The following is an 18,367-nucleotide window of genomic DNA, read 5'->3' on the forward strand; positions in this document are numbered from 1 at the left end:
GCATGGCACTCGACCACCGCCTCACCCCCGAACACGAGGAACTGCGCCGCACCGTCGAGGAGTTCGCCCACGAGGTGGTCGCCCCCAAGATCGGTGAGTTCTACGAGCGGCACGAGTTCCCGTACGAGATCGTCCAGCAGATGGGCTCCATGGGCCTGTTCGGCCTGCCCTTCCCGGAGGAGTACGGCGGGATGGGCGGCGACTACCTCGCGCTCTGCCTCGCCCTGGAGGAGCTGGCCCGGGTCGACTCCTCAGTGGCCATCACGCTGGAGGCGGGGGTGTCGCTGGGCGCGATGCCCGTGTACCTCTTCGGCACCGAGGAGCAGAAGCAGGAGTGGCTGCCCCGGCTGTGCGCGGGCGAGCTGCTGGGCGCCTTCGGACTGACCGAGCCGGAGTGCGGTTCGGACGCGGGCGGCACCCGCACCACCGCTGTCCTGGACGAGGAAGCCGGGGAATGGGTGATCAACGGCAGCAAGTCCTTCATCACCAACTCCGGCACGGACATAACGGGCCTGGTCACGGTGACCGCTGTCACCGGGCGCAAGGAGAACGGCGGCCCGCGCATCTCCACCATCATCGTCCCCTCCGGCACCCCTGGGTTCACGGTGGCGCCCGCCTACTCGAAGGTCGGCTGGAACGCGTCGGACACCCATGAGCTGTCCTTCACGGATGTGCGCGTACCCCGCGCCAATCTGCTCGGCGAGCAGGGCCGCGGCTATGCCCAGTTCCTGCGGATCCTGGACGAGGGCCGAATCGCGATCTCCGCGCTGGCCACCGGGCTCGCGCAGGGCTGTGTGGACGAGTCGGTCCGCTACGCCAACACCCGTACGGCGTTCGGCAAGCCCATCGGCGCCAATCAGGCCATCCAATTCAAGATCGCGGACATGGAGATGCGGGCTCACACCTCCCGGGTGGCCTGGCGGGACGCAGCCGCCCGGCTGCTGGCCGGCGAGCCGTTCAAGAAGGAGGCGGCGCTGGCCAAGCTGTACTCCTCCGAGAGCGCCGTCACCAACGCCCGTGAGGCCACCCAGGTCCACGGCGGCTACGGATTCATGAACGAGTACCCGGTGGCACGCATGTGGCGGGACGCGAAGATCCTGGAGATCGGCGAGGGCACCAGCGAGGTCCAGCGCATGCTGGTGGCCCGCGAGTTGGGCGTGGGCGAGTGACCCCCGTACCCCGCGGCTGAACAGAGCCCCCGGCCCCGGCCGCCCCCCCGTCCCGGAGGGATGCGCGCCCTTGATGCTTCGACCGGGGCGGGGTTCTGGCCGTCATTCGTGGTGCCGGTTGCGGCGATAGAGGGCGTCGACCGACTCCGGAACGGCATCGGGATCGACAGGCAGCCGGGCACACACCCCGCACCGCCACTCCTCCAAACCGGGACCGGTGCACCGGGCATGGATGACCAGGCGCAGATCCCACCTGGCGGGGCAGACCGCACAGCGGTAGGGAGCTGCGGGCAGCGCCCCGGTGCGGGCAGCGGCCAGAAGCCGCACACACGCCTCCAGTTGCACGGGTGGCGGATCATGCGCCAGCCAGTACAGACCGAAGCGGACCGGCGGAAGACCCACGCCCGCATCGCGGGCCACTCCCCACGCCCACGCCTCCCGCTCGGCAGCCAACGCCAGACGACTGGCCGGATGCGTGGCCGGATACCGGATCTCCGCACCCCGAGCCCGCCACGCCAGATGCGAGAGAACCGCCGTCCTCTCGGCAAGCGGTGCATCCGTCCACACGGTGGGGGCGGCCACCTCGGCGCCGTCCCCGTGCTGTCCCAGCCCCTCGACCACGACCCCCAACAGAACGAGCGGCACATCCTGGCCAGCGGTCACGACTCACTCTCCCGAGCGGCGGCCTCGGGCAGGCAGTATCGGCAACGAGCACTGACCACGCGCCCCTTCCCCTTACGGTTGCTGGTCAGTTCGAGGGGCTGCGCGCAACGACGGCAGGTGCCGTACCAGGCACCGCGCCGAGGCACTCTCGCCCGGGACTCAGCCGACACCGCGAACGCCCCCTCCCCAGCAACGCGCACACCGACACGGCGGCCACGCCGAGCTGACAGCGCAACGTCCACGGCCCCGCAGTCGGCGCCACCGCCCCCAGGTGCGACCTCCATCACGGGAGACCCGGACCCGCAGCGCGCTCATACCCGACGACTCCCCACCAACCGCCGTCCAAGCTCACGCAACCCGCGAAGTCTCCGCTCCAACGCGGCGTCGTGCTCCGCACACTCCCCGGCCGTGGCAGGACGCACGTCCTCCGGGCGAGCCCGCCACTCACCGCCGGTCGGAGCCACCAGGACATACCGCGCCGGAGAACCACCGCAGACAAGCTGGGCCCGCCCCACCCATGGCACCTCGGACGGCACCACCTGCCGCGTCGCCTCATCCACCACATAGTCACCACGCCTGTGGCGCGGGGTGTCCTGCCGTTCGGCATCCATGACGACTCCTCTGCTGAGTGATCAGACAGTCACCGAACGTAGGAGTCGCAGCGAGCAAGAGGAGACACAGAATGTGCCCCCTCCATACGGGTGACGCTCAGGCCGCCAGGACGCCGATCCTCACCGCGAGTTCGGCGGCCCTGCGCCGCCGCTCCGGGCTCCTGGCCTCTGTCTCCTCCAGCACGATCCGCCGCGCGTAGCCGTTGTAGCGGATCGTTTCCGGGGCCGCCTCGAACGCCTTGTCCAGCGTGGCCAGCGCCGCCTCCGGCTGCCCGTCCAACTGGTAGCCACGCGCCTCCTCGATACGGTGCCGGGAGCGGCGGGGCCGGGAGGGGATCGTGGTGGCGTCCGCAGCGGCCGCCTGCCGCGCACTCTCGCCACCTGCGTGGAGCTCCACGGCGATCGTCAGGGCGTGGGCGTCCATGATGGGTCGCGAGAAGGACGTGACCGGGTGGTAGTACGTCTCAGGCAGCCGAAGGGCCTTCGCACGGGCCTTGTCCCACCATCCCCACGCCGATCCGGTGTCGCCCCGCCGGGCCGCGGTGTATCCCGCCTCGAACTCCAATGCCCCCGCGATGGCGAGAACCTCGTGACCGGCGTCAGGAAGGCCGGACTCGAGGTACTCCAGGGTGCCCATCGTGACGGCGTCGGCGGCATCGAATTGTGCGGAGTCGCGGTGAGCCTGGGCGGTGAGCCACGCGGCGACACCGATGGCGTGCGGATCCTCCGACTCCTGCGCGGCGACCATGGCACGCTCGACGATGCGCCACAGCAACGCCGGATCCGGCTGGTAGGCGACGAAGAACTGCGCCAGGCAGTACACCTCGGACAGCACGGCCTGTGCGGCCCGCCGGTCAGCGGCTGTGTCCGCCTGGCGCACGGCGAGTTGCGCGTCGCGGATCAGATCGGGCAGGAGCACGCCGATGACGTCTCGATGGTTCGCCGCCTGGTGCCGCGCCGTCCATGCCTGGGCCAGCCGAGCGGCGACATGCTCGCGCGGGGACGCTTCCCGTCCGAGGTCCAGAGGGAAGCGACCCACTGCCGCGGCGACCGCGGGAAGGCGTGCATGCCCGGGACCGATGAAGAGATCCACGTCCGCGCGCCGGTCGCCCGTCAGCTCCGCGAGGGACCGGACGCGGAGGATCTCGGCGATGCGCAGGATCATGGGAAGTCTCGGGGTCTGGAGCCGACCGTTCTCGACCTGCTTCACCCAGCTCGGCGACATGCCGAGCAGGCCGGCGAGCACGGTGCGCGGGATGCCACGCCGTTCGCGGAGGATCTGCATCCGCTGGCCGAATGCCAGCGGCTCGGTGTCAGGGATCGGGGAACCATCTCGAGACACTGCCTTGCCCCTCTCTGCACGGCTCGACGCCGCCAGGATATGGGCGTGGGGCCGTAGTTGTACCCAGGCCGAGAGCGCACCTCGTCGCCGATGGTGAGCCGCACCCGCGAAGCGGGCAGGCAGCGCGGCATTCCGGTGGGAACGGCGACTCGAAAACCGGGTATGCGCCGGCGAGCCGATGGAACTGCTCGAAGCGGGCTCCGCAGGGGTCTGGGGTCTCCGCAGGGCCCGCGGCGCCGCGCGGTGACGGCGCCGCGGACCCGGTACCGCCCCGGGTGCGGTCAGCGGGGCCAGGGGACCTGAGGTGAGCGGTAGTAGTTGATTCCCATCCGCTCCCAGCGGCTGCCCTGCCGGGCCAGGCGCTCCCGGTAGCCGTCCCAGTCGTGGGTGGCGGCGGGCGACCAGCCCAGTTCGGCCAGCCCCGGCAGGCGCGGGAAGGCCAGGTATTCGAGCTGTGCGCTGGTCTCGGTGGTCTCCGACCACAGCGGCGCCTCGATTCCGAGAACGGCTTCCTCGGGTACTCCTTCCAGATAGCGGGCCGGGTCCCAGTCGTAGGAGCGCCGCACCGGCACATATCCGGCCCAGGAGAGCCCCAGCGGAGTGTTCTTGTCGTACTTCATGTCCAGGTAGGCCCGGTCGGCCGGGGAGAGCACCAGCCTGGTGCCCTGCCGCGCGGCCTCGGCGACCTGGCGGCGCTCCTCGGCTCCGGTCCGGTCGTAGCCCCAGTACTGGGCGACGGTGCCGGGAGCGGGGGCGGCGGTGATCTGGTGCCAGCCGACGGCCTGCTTGCCGTGTGCGGCGACGAGGGGCTGTACCCGCCGCATGAAGGCGACGTAGTCCTCGTGGCTGGTGGAGTGCGCCTCGTCGCCGCCGATGTGGAGGTAGCGGCCGGGGGTGAGGGCCGCGAGTTCGCGGAGCACGTCGTCGACGAAGTCGTAGGTCCGTTTCAGGGGCACGCACAGGGAGCTGAATCCGACCTCGGTGCCGGTGTAGCGGGGCGGCGCCTCGCCGTCGCAGTTGAGTTCGGCGTAGGAGGCCAGTGCCGCGTTGGTGTGTCCGGGCATGTCGATCTCGGGGAGGACGGTCAGATGCCGGGCCGCGGCGTAGCGCACGATCGCGCGGTAGTCGGCCTTGGTGTAGAAGCCGCCGGGCCCGCCGCCGACCTCGGTGCCGCCGCCGTAGTCGGCCAGCCGGGGCCAGGAGTCGATGGCGAGGCGCCAGCCCTGGTCGTCGGAGAGGTGCAGATGGAGGGTGTTGATCTTGTAGAGGGCGAGCTGGTCGATGTACCGCTTGACCGCCGGGACGGGGAAGAAGTGGCGGGAGACGTCCAGCATGGCGCCCCGGTAGGCGAAGCGCGGGGTGTCGGTGATGACGCCCCCGGCGAGCTGCCAGGGGCCGGGCTGCTCGGTACGGGCTTCGACGGCGGCGGGGAGGAGCTGCCGGATGGTCTGCACCCCGTGGAAGAGCCCGGCGGCGTCCCGGGCGGTGAGCCGCGCGGCGTGGGCATCGACCTCGAGCCGGTAGCCCTCGCCGCCCGGCGCCCGGTCGCCGTCGAGCCGCAGGTGGATGCCGTCGCGCCCGGGGCGGGTGGTGATGGGCAGCCGGTAGCCGGTGGCGGGCCGCAGCAGTGCGGCGAGCTGCTCGGCCACCTCCCGTGCCGCCCGCGCGGACCCCGCCTCCTGCGCGGTGCTCGTGGTGCCGCTGTCCGGCCCGCCATGCTGCGGCCGGTTCCCGCGGCGGTCGGGCGCCCGGTCGGCCGCGGTGTGCACGCGGATCACCGTCCGCGGGGTGAGCGTGTAGGGCCTGCCCCGTTCCTGCACCGAGGCGGGTGCGGGTATCACCTGATCGAGTGGTGTGGGCCGGGCTCTGGCACGCGCGGAGGCCGCATCGGCTGCGCCGGGGGTGGCGGGCAGTGCGGAGGCGGCGAGCAGCGAGGCGCACAGGACCAGTAACGGTGTGAGTCGTCGTCCCATCAGCGATCCCTCCGGGATCCGCGGCGGGCCCGGGTGAACGGTCCTTCACCCGGGGTGGCGCACTCTCAACGAAAGCCGTGTTCAGGACACTTCGTCATACTGACGGCCGCACATGAAGCCGGGAAGGGATCGGTACGTACCTATTCTGGTCCGTTTTCGCCACGCCGTGCCCGCTATCGGGCAGATTTCTTGCGATCGGGACGCGGAAACCGCAGTATCGACGGGTGCTCGACGCCCCGACACCGGTCCACGACGACCTCATCGACCACCTGGTCCGCACCACGCCGCTGCAGCGCGGCGAGGCGGTCCGGGTGGTGCTGGACGTCCTGTCGTATTTCGACGAGACGGCTACCGAGTTCGTCCGCCGTCGGCACCGCGAGCTCCAGGCCAAGGGCCTGGCGAACCCGGAGATCTTCGAACGTATCGAGGCCGAGCTGCCACACCGGGCCGTCGCACCGCCCGAGCTGTCCCTCAGACAGCTCCGCCGCATCGTGTACGGCTGAGCGCGGAGCAGCGCCTGCAGAGGCAGACCATCCTCAACAACGGCACGACAGAGAGGCAGGGCATCAGCAGTATGTGCGGAATTGTCGGGTATATCGGTAAGCGTGACACCGCCCCGCTCCTGCTGGAGGGCCTCCAGCGACTGGAGTACCGCGGCTACGACTCGGCGGGCATCGCCATCCAGACCGGTACGGGCGGCAAGGCGGGCGGACTGAAGACCGCCAAGACCAAGGGCCGGGTCCGGGACCTGGAGGAGCGCGTCCCCAAGCGGTTCACCGGCAGCGCCGGCATCGCCCACACCCGCTGGGCCACCCACGGCGTGCCCAACGACGTCAACGCCCACCCGCATCTGGACCCGGCCGAGAAGGTCGCCGTCGTCCACAACGGCATCATCGACAACGCCGCCGAACTGCGCGCCAAGCTCACGGCGGAGGGCGTCACCTTCGTCTCCGACACCGACACCGAAGTGCTGGCCCACCTCATCGCCGCGGCGCAGGCCGAGCGCCTGGAGGCTCGCGTCCAGGAGGCGCTGCGCCACGTCGAGGGCACCTACGGCATCGCCGTGCTGCACGCCGACTTCCCGGACCGCATCGTGGTGGCGCGCAACGGCTCGCCCGTGGTGCTGGGCATCGGCGAGAACGAGATGTTCGTCGCCTCGGACGTCGCCGCGCTGGTCTCCCACACCCGCCAGGTGGTCACGCTGGACGACGGTGAGATGGCCACCATCAAGGCCGGTGACTACCGCACCTACACCACCGAGGGCTCCCGCACCTCCTCCTCCCCGGAGACGGTGGAGTACGCCGCCGAGTCCTACGACCTGAGCGGCCACGACACCTACATGCACAAGGAGATCGCCGAGCAGGCGGACGCGGTGGACCGGGTGCTGGCCGGGCGTATCGACGACCGGTTCGCCACCGTGCACCTCGGCGGCCTCAATCTCGACCCGCGCGAGGCCCGCGCCGTGCGCCGGGTGAAGATCCTCGGCTGCGGGACCTCGTACCACGCCGGCCTCATCGGCGCCCAGATGATCGAGGAGCTGGCCCGCATCCCCGCGGACGCGGAGCCCGCCAGCGAATTCCGCTACCGCAACGCGGTGGTGGACCCCGACACCCTCTACATCGCCGTCTCGCAGTCCGGGGAGACCTACGACGCGCTCGCCGCCGTCCAGGAGCTCAAGCGCAAGGGCGCCCGGGTGCTCGGGGTCATCAACGTCGTCGGCTCGGCCATCGCCCGGGAGGCCGACGGCGGGGTCTACGTGCACGCCGGGCCCGAGGTCTGCGTCGTGTCCACCAAGTGCTTCACCAACACGGTGGTCGCCTTCGGGCTCCTCGCGCTGCACCTGGGCCGCATCCGCGACCTGTCGGTGAAGGACGGCAAGCGCATCATTGAGGGGCTGCGCCGGCTGCCGGACCAGATCGCCGAGATCCTCAAGCAGGAGCCGGAGATCGAGAAGCTGGCGAAGCTCTACGCGGACGCCCGCTCCATGCTCTTCATCGGACGGGTGCGCGGCTACCCCGTGGCCCTGGAGGCGTCCCTGAAGCTCAAGGAGGTCTCCTACATCCACGCCGAGGCGTATCCGGCCTCCGAGCTCAAGCACGGGCCTCTGGCGCTGATCGAGCCGGCGATGCCGACGGTCGCGATCGTGCCCGAGGACGACCTGCTGGAGAAGAACCGGGCGGCGCTGGAGGAGATCAAGGCGCGCAGCGGCCGCATCCTGGCCGTGGCCCACCAGGAGCAGGAGAAGGCCGACCACACCATCCTGGTGCCGAAGAACGAGGACGAGCTGGACCCGATCCTGATGGGCATCCCGCTGCAGCTGCTGGCCTATCACACGGCGCTGGCCCTGGGGCGGGACATCGACAAGCCCCGCAACCTGGCCAAGTCGGTCACCGTGGAGTAGGGGCGGTCCGCCCCCGGGTGCGGGGCCCGGATGGGCGGGATCCCGCGCGGGCCACCAACCGCGCGGGATCCCGCCTCCCCTGTGCCGGCGTCGCCCATTACGCCGGCGGGTGGGCCACGGGACGGGACCGTCACCTCCCGCCCGGTGGCGCGCCCTCGGGTCTCGGCCACCCGTGTGCTGTCTGTATGCCCCTCACAAGCGCACAACCCACCTCTACGGGTGGGTAGATTTATCGATGCACCCGGTGCCACGCCGACCGCGCGGCTCACCGGGGACTACCGCCGGACGCGGTCCAAGTCGGCTTCCCTGCACAGGAGTCGGCGCAGTTCGGAGTCGGCGCACGCGGGACTGAGGGACGCCGACCCGCGGCGCCGGAGCACACTGCGCGCCACCGTGTTCGGGGAAGGACGCCGCGTCGGCTCAGGGGACGACGATGACCGGGCGCTGGGCCCGCCGGGCGAGGCGCCCCGCGACCGAGCCGAAGATCCGCCCGACGAGTCCGTGCGTCGAGCCGACCACGATGGCGTCGGCCGCGTACTCGCTGCCGACCTCCTCCAGCTCGTGGCAGATGTCGCCGCCCCGCTCCACCAGGATCCAGGGCACCTCCGCCAGATGATCGGCGCAGGCGAGTTCCAGCCCGAGCACTTCCGTGCGGTGGTCGGGAACGTCGACGAAGACGGGCGGTTCGCACCCCGCCCACACCGTGGTGGGCAGCCGGTTGGCGACATGGACGATGATCAGACCGGAGCCCGAGCGGTAGGCCATGCCGACGGCGTACGCCAGCGCGCGCTCGCTGGAGACCGAGCCGTCGAATCCGACGACGACGCCGTGCTGGAAGGCCGGATCGCAGGAGTGGCGCGTCTCGTCCGCCGCTTCGGGGATCGCCGTGGAGTCGGCGACCTGCCTGCGGTCTGCTGGTTCAGGGATCTCGTGTCCTGCCATGAGTGTCTCGGCGAAGTGAGTCCTCTGTGCAGAGGGACGACGGACGGCTTGCGCTCTCTCGGATCTGCTCGGACGAATCTGCTGGGTGCTGCGCGGCCTGCTCACGAAGACCGGGAATCGTCTTCCCAAGTCCCTTACCCAAAGGGTACGGCCGCACTCCCCGCTTGCCCAGGCAATGCGGAGCGGGTGCCCGGAGCGGTTGACCCCGGAGCATGCCTGAGCGCGGGCCGCAGCGCAATGCCGCGTTACGCCCCTTACGCGCCTCCTTGACCGACGCGTAACAGGCCCACCGCCGGAAGTGGCGCGGAACCGTCCGGTCCGCCGCCTCGCGCACCTCCCGTGTCGCATCGATCACGTTCTGTGGGAGCGCCCCCTCCGCGCCGCATCGCCGGGGAACCCGGCGCGGGGTGGCACGGCGGGAGCATTCTGTCCCGATCATTGCGTTGGCGCGAGACCGTCTCTCACGGCGCGCACCGGCACACACCGGCGCGCACAGAGCCACAAAAGGTCACGCACCGTCGCATGTTGCACACGCTGAGCGCACCTCATGCGCCCCACATACCTCATACACATCAGGAATCACGAGATCGCACCACGAGGGTGACCGAATCGCACGTCTGCTTCCCCTCGAATTTCAGCCAACTTGGCACAGCGTCAGAACCGGTGCCGCCTCTCCCGTCCGACCCCCTGCCACCAGGGAGGAAAGGAGCGTCGAGCGGGTGTGCACCCTACGTTGATGGGGCAGAGAGGGCATGCGTACTTCCCAGCAGCGCAGTTGAGTGAAACGCTTCGTGATCGAATGCTTCACGCCAAGTTGCCTTATCGACATAGCGCCGGATGCCGAACTTGCACCGCCCACCTCATCCGACGCAGTAGATTCGATCTTGGCTTTCACTGCGGGGGAGAGCGGGGGAGATGTGTATGGACCGAGAGGAACACAACGATTGAGGGGGGCTTAGTTCCAATGAGCCAGGACTCCACGAACGGCCCAGTCGAGACCCGCAAGCTGGCCGCGCGCCGCCGGCGCGAGATCGTGGCGGTGTTGCTCTTCAGCGGTGGTCCCATCTTCGAGAGTTCCATCCCGCTCTCCGTCTTCGGAATCGACCGCCAAGACGCCGGAGTACCGCGCTACAGGCTGCTCGTCTGCGCGGGCGAGGACGGACCACTGCGCACCACCGGCGGGCTCCAGTTGAGCGCGCCGTTCGGACTGGAGGCGATCTCCCGCGCGGGCACCGTGGTCGTGCCCGCCTGGCGCTCCATCACCCAGCCGCCGCCACCGGGGGCGCTGGAGGCACTGCGCAGGGCACACGAGGAGGGGGCCCGCGTCATAGGCCTGTGCACCGGCGCCTTCGTCCTCGCCGCGGCCGGACTGCTGGACGGGCGCCCGGCCACCACCCACTGGATGTACGCGCCCACGCTGGCCAAGCGCTATCCGGCCGTCCACGTCGATCCACGTGAACTGTTCGTGGACGACGGGGACATCCTCACCTCCGCCGGTACGGCCGCGGGCATAGACCTGTGCCTGCACGTCGTGCGGAGCGACCACGGAGCCGAGGCGGCCGGTGCGCTGGCCCGCCGGCTGGTCGTCCCGCCGCGCCGCGGCAACGGCCAGGAGACCGGCGGCCACCCCCGCCACCTGGACCGCTCCTTACCAGAGGAGATCGGCGCCGACCCGCTCGCCGAGGTCGTCGCCTGGGCGCTGGAGCACCTCCACGAGCAGTTCGACGTGGAGACCCTTGCCGCGCGCGCGTACATGAGCCGCCGCACCTTCGACCGGCGCTTCCGGTCTCTCACTGGGAGCGCTCCACTGCAGTGGTTGATCACCCAGCGCGTGCTCCAGGCGCAGCGCCTGCTGGAGACGTCGGACTACTCCGTGGACGAGGTGGCGGGCCGCTGCGGCTTCCGCTCGCCCGTCGCGCTGCGCGGCCACTTCCGCCGCCAGCTCGGCGCCTCGCCCGCCGCCTACCGGGCCGCGTACCGCGCGCGCCGGCCGGACGGGGAGCAGGCCCACGAGGGCACGGGGGTGCCACCGGGAGCGGCGGGGAGCGCCGGGAACGGCGTTCCGGGCCCGGGGCAGGGCGGCGAGAGTCCGCTGCGCCTGCCCTACCAGTCCCATCAGTCCCACCATTCCCCGCCGGGGCAGGGATACGGCCAGCCCGGCCACGCCGGACCGGCCGGGCACTCCGGACATCCGGGGCATCCGGGCGGCCACGAGCCGGGAGCGGGGGGCGGGCCGTCGGCGTACGGCACCAGACAGGAGACCCGACAGGAAGCGAGGGAGTACCGAAGCACTCCGCACAACCGCATAGAACAGGGCAAACCGGAATCGGACGCGTTCGCCCCGCGGGTTCCCGGCCAGCGCGGCCGGGGGACGAGCTGAGCGGGCCGGGTCACGTACTGTGAAGAGCATGAACGATCGCATGGTGTGGATCGACTGCGAGATGACCGGCCTCTCGCTGTCCGATGACGCGCTCATCGAGGTGGCCGCGCTGGTGACCGACTCGGAGCTGAACGTACTCGGCGACGGCGTGGACATCGTGATCCGCCCGCCCGCGCACGCAGTGGAGGCGATGCCGGAGGTGGTGCGCGAGATGCACACCGCCTCCGGCCTGCTCGAGGAGCTGGACGGCGGCACGACGCTGGCCGACGCCGAGGCCCGGGTCCTGGCCTACGTACGCGAGTGGGTGCCGGACGCCCGCCGGGCGCCGCTGTGCGGCAACTCCGTCAGCACCGACCGCGGCTTCCTCGCCCGCGACATGGCCGCGCTCGACAGCCACCTGCACTACCGCATCGTGGATGTCTCCTCGGTCAAGGAGCTGGCCCGCCGCTGGTATCCGCGCGCCTACTACAACAGCCCGGAGAAGAACGGCAACCACCGGGCGCTGGCCGACATCCGCGAGTCCATCGCGGAGCTGCGCTACTACCGGGAGGCCGTCTTCGTGCCCCAGCCGGGACCCGACTCGGAGACGGCGAAGAAGATCGCGGCCCGGCACGTGCTGCCCCCGGCGGACTGACCGGAGGGGTCTCCGGGCCCGGCAGCACCCCTGCCGGGCCCGGTACCGGAAACGTGTGCGCGAGCACGGCGCCGGACCCTGTACACTCGTAGCGGCCGGTCAGGGAAGATCTTCTCTCCCGCACCGGACGTGGTGGTCGTAGCTCAGTTGGTAGAGCACCTGGTTGTGGTCCAGGATGTCGCGGGTTCAAGTCCCGTCGATCACCCTTCTCTCGGAGGCCCTGTGGCCGGCGGAAACGCGGGTCACAGGGCCTCTTACTTGTGTGCACGGCTCAGCGCGGCGGGGGTTGCTTCTCTTGGTCTTGGTCATGGTCTTCGGCATCGCACTGCTGGTCGCCGTACTGCTGTCCGGACTGGCCGCCCGCTCGGTGCTCTCCACCTCGCTGCTGTTCCTGGTGGGCGGCGCGCTGGTCGGGGACGGGGCGCTCGGGCTCATCCACGTCGCGCCGGAGAGCGACATCGTCCGCGTCACGGCCGATCTGGCGCTCTTCGCCGTGCTGTTCACCGACGGCATGCACGTCCGCTTCGCCGATCTGCGCGAGCGCTGGAAGAGCCCGGCCCGGGCGCTCGGGCTGGGCATGCCACTGGCATTTTTCGGCATCGCGCTGCTCACCCACTGGCTGGTCGGCTTCGACTGGACCACCTCCTTCCTCGTCGGCGCGGTGCTCTCCCCCACCGACCCGGTCTTCGCCTCCGCCATCGTCGGGCACCGCCGGGTGCCGTCCCGGCTCCGGCAGCTCCTCAACGTGGAAAGCGGCATCAACGACGGGCTGGCGCTGCCGTTCGTACTGATCTTCCTGGCCGCCGCCGCACCCAGCGGGCACGGCGAGCACGCCTCGGCCGGCAGCATCGCCCTGGAGCTGGTGCTCGGGCTGGCCTTCGGTATCGCGGCCCCGCTGCTCGTCAACGGGCTGCTGCGGTTCCGGCTGCTGGGTGCCGAACCGAAGCTGCAGCCGCTGGGGCCGCTGGCCATCGGCGTGATCCTGTACGCCGTGTGCGCACTGACCCACGCCAACTCCTACCTGGCCGCCTTCAGCGCGGGCTCGGTGCTCGCGGCGGTCTCCCCCGAGGCCAAGCAGGCGTTCGAACCGCTGGGTGACTCGCTGGCCGAACTGGCCAAGTTCGCCGCGCTGCTGATCTTCGGAGCGCTGCTGACCGGGGAGCTGTTCGGGGACCTGTCGTTCGGTGGGTACGTGGTCGCCGTGCTGGCGATCGTCCTGATCCGTCCGGCCTCGCTGCTGCTGTCGCTGCTCGGTACGTCCTTCGACAGGCGGGAGAAGCTGACCGCGGCCTGGTTCGGTCCCAAGGGCTTCGCCTCGGTGGTCTACGGACTGCTGGTGCTCCAGGCCGGTATCCCGCACGGCGAGGAGGCGTTCAACCTGATCGCGGTCACCATCGCCTTCTCGATCATCGCCCACAGCAGCTCGGACGTGCCCATCGCCCGGCTGTTCGACGTCGAGGAGCTCGTGGGCATCCCGGACGACAATCGCGGCCCCCGGTGGCCCTTCGGCACCGGGGCGCGGAAGACCGGGAGGCCGGCGGACGCCGACCGCGGACCGGACGACGCGGAATCCGTTGGCGGGGAGCCGCACCGCGCGGAGTCCGCACAGCGGGACGCGGAACCCGGCGGGGACGGCGCGGACTCCGGTCCGGACGGCGGCCGGGGCGCGAAGCGGACCGGCGCGCAGCGGTAGCGGGCGGCGTCGGCAGGCGAGCGGCCGGGGCGCCGGGAGTGGCGTCGGGAGTCGCAGGGGGGCCGCAGAAAACACTGCGTTCCCGGCCTCCCTGCGGGAGACGGGAACGCAGCGCTGACGGGCAGGCAGAGCTGGTCTCTGCCAGGGGAAGGTACTCGGGTCAGTCGTTCTGCATCGGGCCGAAGACGAAGATGACCGAGTCGCTGATGATCCTGTCGTCGTCGGAGATGGAGACCTTCTTGATCTCCTTGCTGACCGACTCGTGCACCCAGTTGTACTGGTGCCCCTTCGGCCAGGCGGCGGCCGAACCGGCGCCGGCACCGGCCAGGCCCAGGACGGCGAAGCCGACGGCGACGGAACGCGCGAGCGTGCGCATACGCATGTGAACCTCCGAGGGTTGGTTGGACGAGGCACCACAATGGCGGCCGAAGTGTCACTTTTTGGTACAACACGACAACGCGGGGACGGAATGAACCCGGACGGCGCACCCCTGTTTCATTCGAACTAATATTCGTATCGTGAGTGAGTGGAGTGACCGAGCGGGCCCGTGGGCGCGGGCCCGGATGCCGGACGGACAGGAGCTGGACGTCGTCGTCACCGGCCGCTCCCGCACGCCCGACGGCCACTGGTGGTACGAGTGCGAGGCGATCCTGCCGAGCCGCCACCAGCACCCCGACGGGCACACCGAGCCCAAGAGCGCACCGACCGCGATCAGCGTCGCGGCCGAGGACATCACCCCGATCCCCGGCGAGAGCTACGCCGCGGTGCCGACGGCCGGTGCCGTCGCGGGCCGCCAGTGGCTGGCCGTCCGGATGCGCGGAACCGGCGACGCGGAGCCCTGGTGGTGCGTGCACCGCCGGGACTGCTGGCAGGCCCGCGACGGCTGGCTCACCCGGCGCGTCACCGCCCGGGAGGCGGTGAAGCTGCTGGCCCGCACCGCCGAGGCACGGGTGTGCGACATCTGCCGCCCGGACCGCGTACTGGACCGGCTGGGCCGCTGACCGGCAGCGGGCCGGGCGCATCCGGGGCGCACGGGGACAGCTCCCGTTCGGCCCCGGCCCGGCCCGGCCCCCGCCGACCGTCCCTCAGCCGAGGCGTACACCGTGGTCGGCGAGGTAGCGCACGGGATCGATGTCCGAACCGTAGCCGCGCTGCTCGCGCACCTCGAAGTGCAGATGCGGGCCGGTGGAGTGACCGGTGTTGCCCGAGCGGCCGAGCCAGGTCCCGGCCCGCACCGTGGCTCCCTCCCGGACGAAGACCTCCGAGAGGTGCGCGAAGAGGAGGTACTTGCCGTCCTCCATCCGCACGGTCACCGCCTTCCCGTAGTCGCCCGCCCACCCGGCGGCCACGACCGTCCCCGGGCCGACGGACCGCACGGGGGTGCCCACCCGGACCGCCAGGTCGACCCCGGTGTGATAGCCCGCCGCCCAGCCGCCCTCGACCCCGTACGCCTGTGAGATCCGCACCGGGAATTCGGTGACGGGCGAGACCCATCCGCTCTCCGCCGTCGACGGCGGGTCCGCGGGCGCGGCCGGTTCGGCCGGGTCCGACTCCGCGCGCGCAGCACCGGTGTCCCCGGGGGCTCCGGGGTCACCCGAAGGCCCGGAGGCCCCAGGAGGCCCGGTGGTTCCGGAAGTTCCGGGGGGTCCCGAGGGGCCGGACGACCGGGTGCCGCCCGCCTCCGTGCCGGGGGCGCCAGAGGTACGGGAAGGGCCGGGGGGTGCGACGAGGCGGGGCACGAGGCTCCGCCTGCCGTCCGCCTGCGGCTCCGCACCGCCCGGTGCCGCCCGGCCGGGGGCCGAGGACGCGTGCGGCGCGGCGGGTGCTGCGGGCGGAGCCGAGCTGCCGGACCGCTGGGGAGGAGCGGGGCTGTGCGACGACGTGGCGGTGAGGGCGAGGAAGGGTGCGGGCAGGGCGAGGAGGGTGACGGCTGCCAGGGTGCAGCCGACCAGGGGACGGCTGCGGCGCCGAGGTGCCGCGGTCGTCCGGGTGTTGCCGGTCCCGGTGCGAGCCATGTCTGCGATGCAACGGCCCCCGCGGGTCCGGCGCACCCGGAGCGCCGCCTATGGGGTGAGTGAGCTTCCGTCAGGAGGAGGCGCGGGTCACCAGTTCGGTGGACAGCACGCGGTGCAGGCTGTCGGTTCCCTCCCCGGCCGGTCGCGCACCGGCGTCCACGCCGGAGCCACCCGGTGTCCACTTGCCCAGCAGCTCCAGCAGCACCCGGGCCATCTCCCCGCCCATGGCGCCGATCGGCTGACGGACGGTGGTCAGCGGCGGATCCGTATGGCGGGCGACGACCGAGTCGTCGAACCCGACCAGCGCGACGTCGTCGGGTACCGACCGGCCCGCGGCGCGCAGTGCGCGGCGCGCGCCCGCGGCCATCACGTCCGAGGCGCAGAAGACGGCGTCGAGCCCCGGAGCGCGTGCCAGGAGCCGCCGCATCGCCAGCTCCCCGCCCTCCTCGGTGAAGTCGCCGCAGACCAGCAGGGATTCGTCCGACGGACGGCCCGCCGCGCGCAGCGCCTCACGGTAGCCGTCGGTGCGGCAGCGGGCCGCGTACACGTCGCCCGGCCCGGTGATCGTGGCGATCGTGCCGCGCCCCCGTGCCAGCAGGTGGGCGACGGCAGTACGGGCGCCGCCGGTGTTGTCGCAGTCGACGTACGGCACGGGTTCCGCGGCCCGCCGGCGGCCGCCCAGCACGGCGGGGATCTCGGACCGGGCCAGCAGGTCGGGCAGCGTGTGGTCGGCGTGCACGGAGACCAGCAGCACCCCGTCGATGTGGTGGGAGGCGGCGTACTGCGCGAAGCGGTCCCGTTCCTTCGGGCCGTGCAGCAGGGTGAGCAGCAGTTGCATGTCCGCACGGGCGAGTTCGGCGCTGATGCCGCGCACGATGGCCGGGAAGTAGGGCTCGGTGAAGAACCGGGACTCCGGTTCGGGCACCACCAGCGCGACGGTGTCAGCGCTGCCCGCAGCCAGGGCACGGGCCACCCGGTCGGGCACGTATCCCAGTTCGGCGACGGCGTCCTCGACCGCGGCGCGGGTGCGGTCGCTGACCCGGGCGGAGCCGTTGACGACCCGGGAGACGGTGCCGCGGCCCACTCCGGCGCGGCGTGCGACCTCCTCCAGGGTCGGCCCGGACCGTGCGGTCCTGCGGGCCCGTCCGCCGCGCACTGCTGCCATGGTGCCCTCCCCTGCCGCGGGCCCCGGCCCCGCGGGACCCGGGCGAGGAGAACATTCAACTACAACCGCCCCCGGCAGCAGGAGGGGTGCGGGCCGCAGGACGGCGGCGGAAGGACGGGGCACGACGGCGGTGTGGGGGGGGGTGGGTGCCGTCGCGCCCCGCCCGGTGGGGGGTGGCCGTGGGGGGTGGCCGTGGGGGGTGCGGGGGTCCGGATCAGCCGGCGAACGCCTTGCTGAAGTCGTCGGGCTTCTGCTCGATGCTGGAACAGGTCGGGTCGGCCTGGTCCTTGGGGCCGCCGGGGCACGGCTTGTCCCTGGTACCGGACCACATGGAGAGCCGTCCCATCCCGTGCTCGTCGGCGAACGCGCGGACCTGTGCGGCGTCCTCGGGCGTGAAGATCTCCACGTTGACGTCGTTGACGCCGATCATCGGGGTGACGGCCAGCGCCTTCCAGGCGGCCTCGTCGTCCAGTCCGAGCGCGGCGGCCACCTGCTCATGGGCCGCGGTGGCCGCCTGGGTGGCGTATGCGCCCATGTCGCCGTCGTAGGAGGAGCCGTAGTCCATCGCCATGATGTTGACCGCCGACACCCGCACACCGTTGGCCTCGGCGTTCTCCAGCAGTTCCACGCCGGGTGCGGTGAGTCCCTCGGGCATCACCGGCAGGGTGTAGGAGACGTCCAGGTCCTGGTGGCTCTTCTGGAGCGCGGCGAGGGCCTTGGCGCGCCGCTCGTTGGCCCCGGTGTCGGGCAGGGCCGCGCCCTCGATGTCCAGGTCGATCTTCGTGAGGTCGAAGGTGTCGATGACCTTGCCGTACGCCGCGGCGAGCTCGTCCGCCGAGTCGCAGGCCGTACCGAGCTCGGTCCCGTTGGCGCCGCCGAACGAGACGCGCACGTCGCCGCCCTCGGCCCGCAGGTCGGGGATCTGCCGGGCGACGGGGTCGTCCTCGAGCTCCTGGCCGCCGCCCCACTTCGGGACGCAGCCGCCGCCGCTGGTGACGAAGGCGAGGTTGTACTCCTGCACGCCGGTCCGCGCGGCGCTCGCCACAAGGTCGTAGGAGGGCTGTAGCGAGGTGTCGACGTACGGCGCGAAGGGCGTGCCGGACGCGTCGGCCGACGCGTCCTCGCCCGCCGTCGCGTTGCCCGCGAGCAGGAGGCCGCCGCCCGCCACGAGCGCCGCGGCGGCGGCGCTCATGGCCGTCCTGGCGGCCCGGCTGGTGCGGCGGCGGTGGCCTGCGGTGTTCGTCATCGTGTTGCTGCCTCGTTCCGTGGGGGATCCGCTGGATGGAGCGAGCAGCACGTTACTGACATCGAATCGGGCAGATGCCGCCTTGCGGACATCGACCGGAGTCCTTAGGGCGCGCTTAAGGCAGCGGAAAGGG

15 protein-coding genes and 1 tRNA gene are annotated in these 18,367 nt (G+C 71.6%); 8 read left to right on the forward strand and 8 right to left on the reverse strand.

Annotation, left to right across the window (positions count from 1 at the left end; translation table 11 throughout):
* Positions 1-2: 2 nt before the first annotated feature.
* Positions 3-1,169 (forward strand): acyl-CoA dehydrogenase family protein, encoded by a 1,167-nt coding sequence (locus P2424_RS10585; RefSeq protein WP_276475515.1) that lies wholly within the window; start codon positions 3-5, stop codon positions 1,167-1,169.
* Between the two features lie 102 nt (positions 1,170-1,271).
* On the opposite strand, the gene P2424_RS10590 is transcribed toward P2424_RS10585, so the two are convergent.
* The 3 genes from P2424_RS10590 to P2424_RS10600 form a co-directional block, all read right to left on the reverse strand.
* The gene (locus P2424_RS10590; RefSeq protein WP_276475516.1) at positions 1,272-1,832 is read right to left on the reverse strand and encodes a hypothetical protein; all 561 of its coding nucleotides are present in this window, start codon (positions 1,830-1,832) and stop codon (positions 1,272-1,274) included.
* 708 nt (positions 1,833-2,540) lie between these two features.
* Positions 2,541-3,785 (reverse strand): helix-turn-helix transcriptional regulator, encoded by a 1,245-nt coding sequence (locus P2424_RS10595; protein WP_276475517.1) that lies wholly within the window; start codon positions 3,783-3,785, stop codon positions 2,541-2,543.
* Between the two features lie 281 nt (positions 3,786-4,066).
* The gene (locus tag P2424_RS10600; protein ID WP_276475518.1) at positions 4,067-5,758 is read right to left on the reverse strand and encodes a beta-N-acetylhexosaminidase; all 1,692 of its coding nucleotides are present in this window, start codon (positions 5,756-5,758) and stop codon (positions 4,067-4,069) included.
* 224 nt (positions 5,759-5,982) lie between these two features.
* On the opposite strand from P2424_RS10600, the gene P2424_RS10605 reads away from it, so the two are divergent.
* Both P2424_RS10605 and glmS read left to right on the forward strand, forming a co-directional pair.
* Positions 5,983-6,261, forward strand: a complete 279-nt coding sequence (locus tag P2424_RS10605) for a hypothetical protein (RefSeq protein ID WP_276475519.1) — start codon at positions 5,983-5,985, stop codon at positions 6,259-6,261.
* 71 nt (positions 6,262-6,332) lie between these two features.
* Complete coding sequence (glmS, locus tag P2424_RS10610) at positions 6,333-8,159, forward strand: glutamine--fructose-6-phosphate transaminase (isomerizing) (RefSeq protein WP_276475520.1); 1,827 nt, start codon at positions 6,333-6,335, stop codon at positions 8,157-8,159.
* Positions 8,160-8,579: 420 nt separating this feature from the next.
* Here the strand turns inward: glmS and P2424_RS10615 are convergent, their stop codons facing one another.
* Entirely contained in the window at positions 8,580-9,101 is a 522-nt protein-coding gene (locus P2424_RS10615) for a universal stress protein (protein ID WP_276475521.1), read from the reverse strand.
* 964 nt (positions 9,102-10,065) lie between these two features.
* Here P2424_RS10615 and P2424_RS10620 point away from each other — a divergent pair.
* The 4 genes from P2424_RS10620 (at position 10,066) to P2424_RS10635 (ending at position 13,808) form a co-directional block, all read left to right on the forward strand.
* Positions 10,066-11,481, forward strand: coding sequence for a helix-turn-helix domain-containing protein (locus tag P2424_RS10620; protein WP_276475522.1), 1,416 nt, complete (start codon positions 10,066-10,068; stop codon positions 11,479-11,481).
* 28 nt (positions 11,482-11,509) lie between these two features.
* Positions 11,510-12,115 carry an oligoribonuclease gene (gene orn / locus P2424_RS10625; RefSeq protein WP_075001471.1) on the forward strand — a complete coding sequence of 202 codons (606 nt, stop codon included), beginning with the start codon at positions 11,510-11,512 and terminating at the stop codon, positions 12,113-12,115.
* 132 nt (positions 12,116-12,247) lie between these two features.
* A tRNA-His gene (locus P2424_RS10630) sits at positions 12,248-12,320 on the forward strand.
* Between the two features lie 90 nt (positions 12,321-12,410).
* Complete coding sequence (locus P2424_RS10635) at positions 12,411-13,808, forward strand: cation:proton antiporter (RefSeq protein WP_276475523.1); 1,398 nt, start codon at positions 12,411-12,413, stop codon at positions 13,806-13,808.
* Between the two features lie 160 nt (positions 13,809-13,968).
* Here P2424_RS10635 and P2424_RS10640 read toward each other — a convergent pair whose 3' ends face one another.
* The gene (locus P2424_RS10640) at positions 13,969-14,190 is read right to left on the reverse strand and encodes a hypothetical protein (RefSeq protein WP_276475524.1); all 222 of its coding nucleotides are present in this window, start codon (positions 14,188-14,190) and stop codon (positions 13,969-13,971) included.
* A gap of 136 nt (positions 14,191-14,326) precedes the next feature.
* Here P2424_RS10640 and P2424_RS10645 point away from each other — a divergent pair, with 136 nt between their 5' ends.
* A complete protein-coding gene (locus P2424_RS10645; RefSeq protein ID WP_276475525.1) occupies positions 14,327-14,809 on the forward strand; it encodes a DUF6233 domain-containing protein in 483 nt (160 codons plus the stop codon).
* A gap of 84 nt (positions 14,810-14,893) precedes the next feature.
* Here P2424_RS10645 and P2424_RS10650 read toward each other — a convergent pair whose 3' ends face one another.
* From P2424_RS10650 to P2424_RS10660, 3 genes are all read right to left on the reverse strand, one after another.
* Positions 14,894-15,823 carry a peptidoglycan DD-metalloendopeptidase family protein gene (locus P2424_RS10650; protein ID WP_276475526.1) on the reverse strand — a complete coding sequence of 310 codons (930 nt, stop codon included), beginning with the start codon at positions 15,821-15,823 and terminating at the stop codon, positions 14,894-14,896.
* A gap of 70 nt (positions 15,824-15,893) precedes the next feature.
* On the reverse strand, positions 15,894-16,988 hold the full coding sequence (locus P2424_RS10655; protein ID WP_276475527.1) for a LacI family DNA-binding transcriptional regulator: 1,095 nt from the start codon (positions 16,986-16,988) through the stop codon (positions 15,894-15,896).
* A 214-nt stretch (positions 16,989-17,202) separates the two neighbouring features.
* Positions 17,203-18,234, reverse strand: a complete 1,032-nt coding sequence (locus tag P2424_RS10660) for a chitinase (protein ID WP_346660076.1) — start codon at positions 18,232-18,234, stop codon at positions 17,203-17,205.
* Positions 18,235-18,367: the final 133 nt, after the last annotated feature.

This window comes from Streptomyces sp. WMMB303 (assembly GCF_029351045.1).
Lineage (GTDB): Bacteria > Actinomycetota > Actinomycetes > Streptomycetales > Streptomycetaceae > Streptomyces.

Coding starts and splice junctions, on each gene's coding strand:
- P2424_RS10585 (WP_276475515.1), top strand. CDS start 3: ATGGCACTCGACCACCGCCTCACCCCCGAACACGAGGAACTGCGCCGC.
- P2424_RS10600 (WP_276475518.1), bottom strand. CDS start 5,758: ATGGGACGACGACTCACACCGTTACTGGTCCTGTGCGCCTCGCTGCTC.
- glmS (WP_276475520.1), top strand. CDS start 6,333: ATGTGCGGAATTGTCGGGTATATCGGTAAGCGTGACACCGCCCCGCTC.
- P2424_RS10615 (WP_276475521.1), bottom strand. CDS start 9,101: ATGGCAGGACACGAGATCCCTGAACCAGCAGACCGCAGGCAGGTCGCC.
- P2424_RS10620 (WP_276475522.1), top strand. CDS start 10,066: ATGAGCCAGGACTCCACGAACGGCCCAGTCGAGACCCGCAAGCTGGCC.
- orn (WP_075001471.1), top strand. CDS start 11,510: ATGAACGATCGCATGGTGTGGATCGACTGCGAGATGACCGGCCTCTCG.
- P2424_RS10640 (WP_276475524.1), bottom strand. CDS start 14,190: ATGCGTATGCGCACGCTCGCGCGTTCCGTCGCCGTCGGCTTCGCCGTC.
- P2424_RS10650 (WP_276475526.1), bottom strand. CDS start 15,823: ATGGCTCGCACCGGGACCGGCAACACCCGGACGACCGCGGCACCTCGG.
- P2424_RS10655 (WP_276475527.1), bottom strand. CDS start 16,988: ATGGCAGCAGTGCGCGGCGGACGGGCCCGCAGGACCGCACGGTCCGGG.
- P2424_RS10660 (WP_346660076.1), bottom strand. CDS start 18,234: ATGACGAACACCGCAGGCCACCGCCGCCGCACCAGCCGGGCCGCCAGG.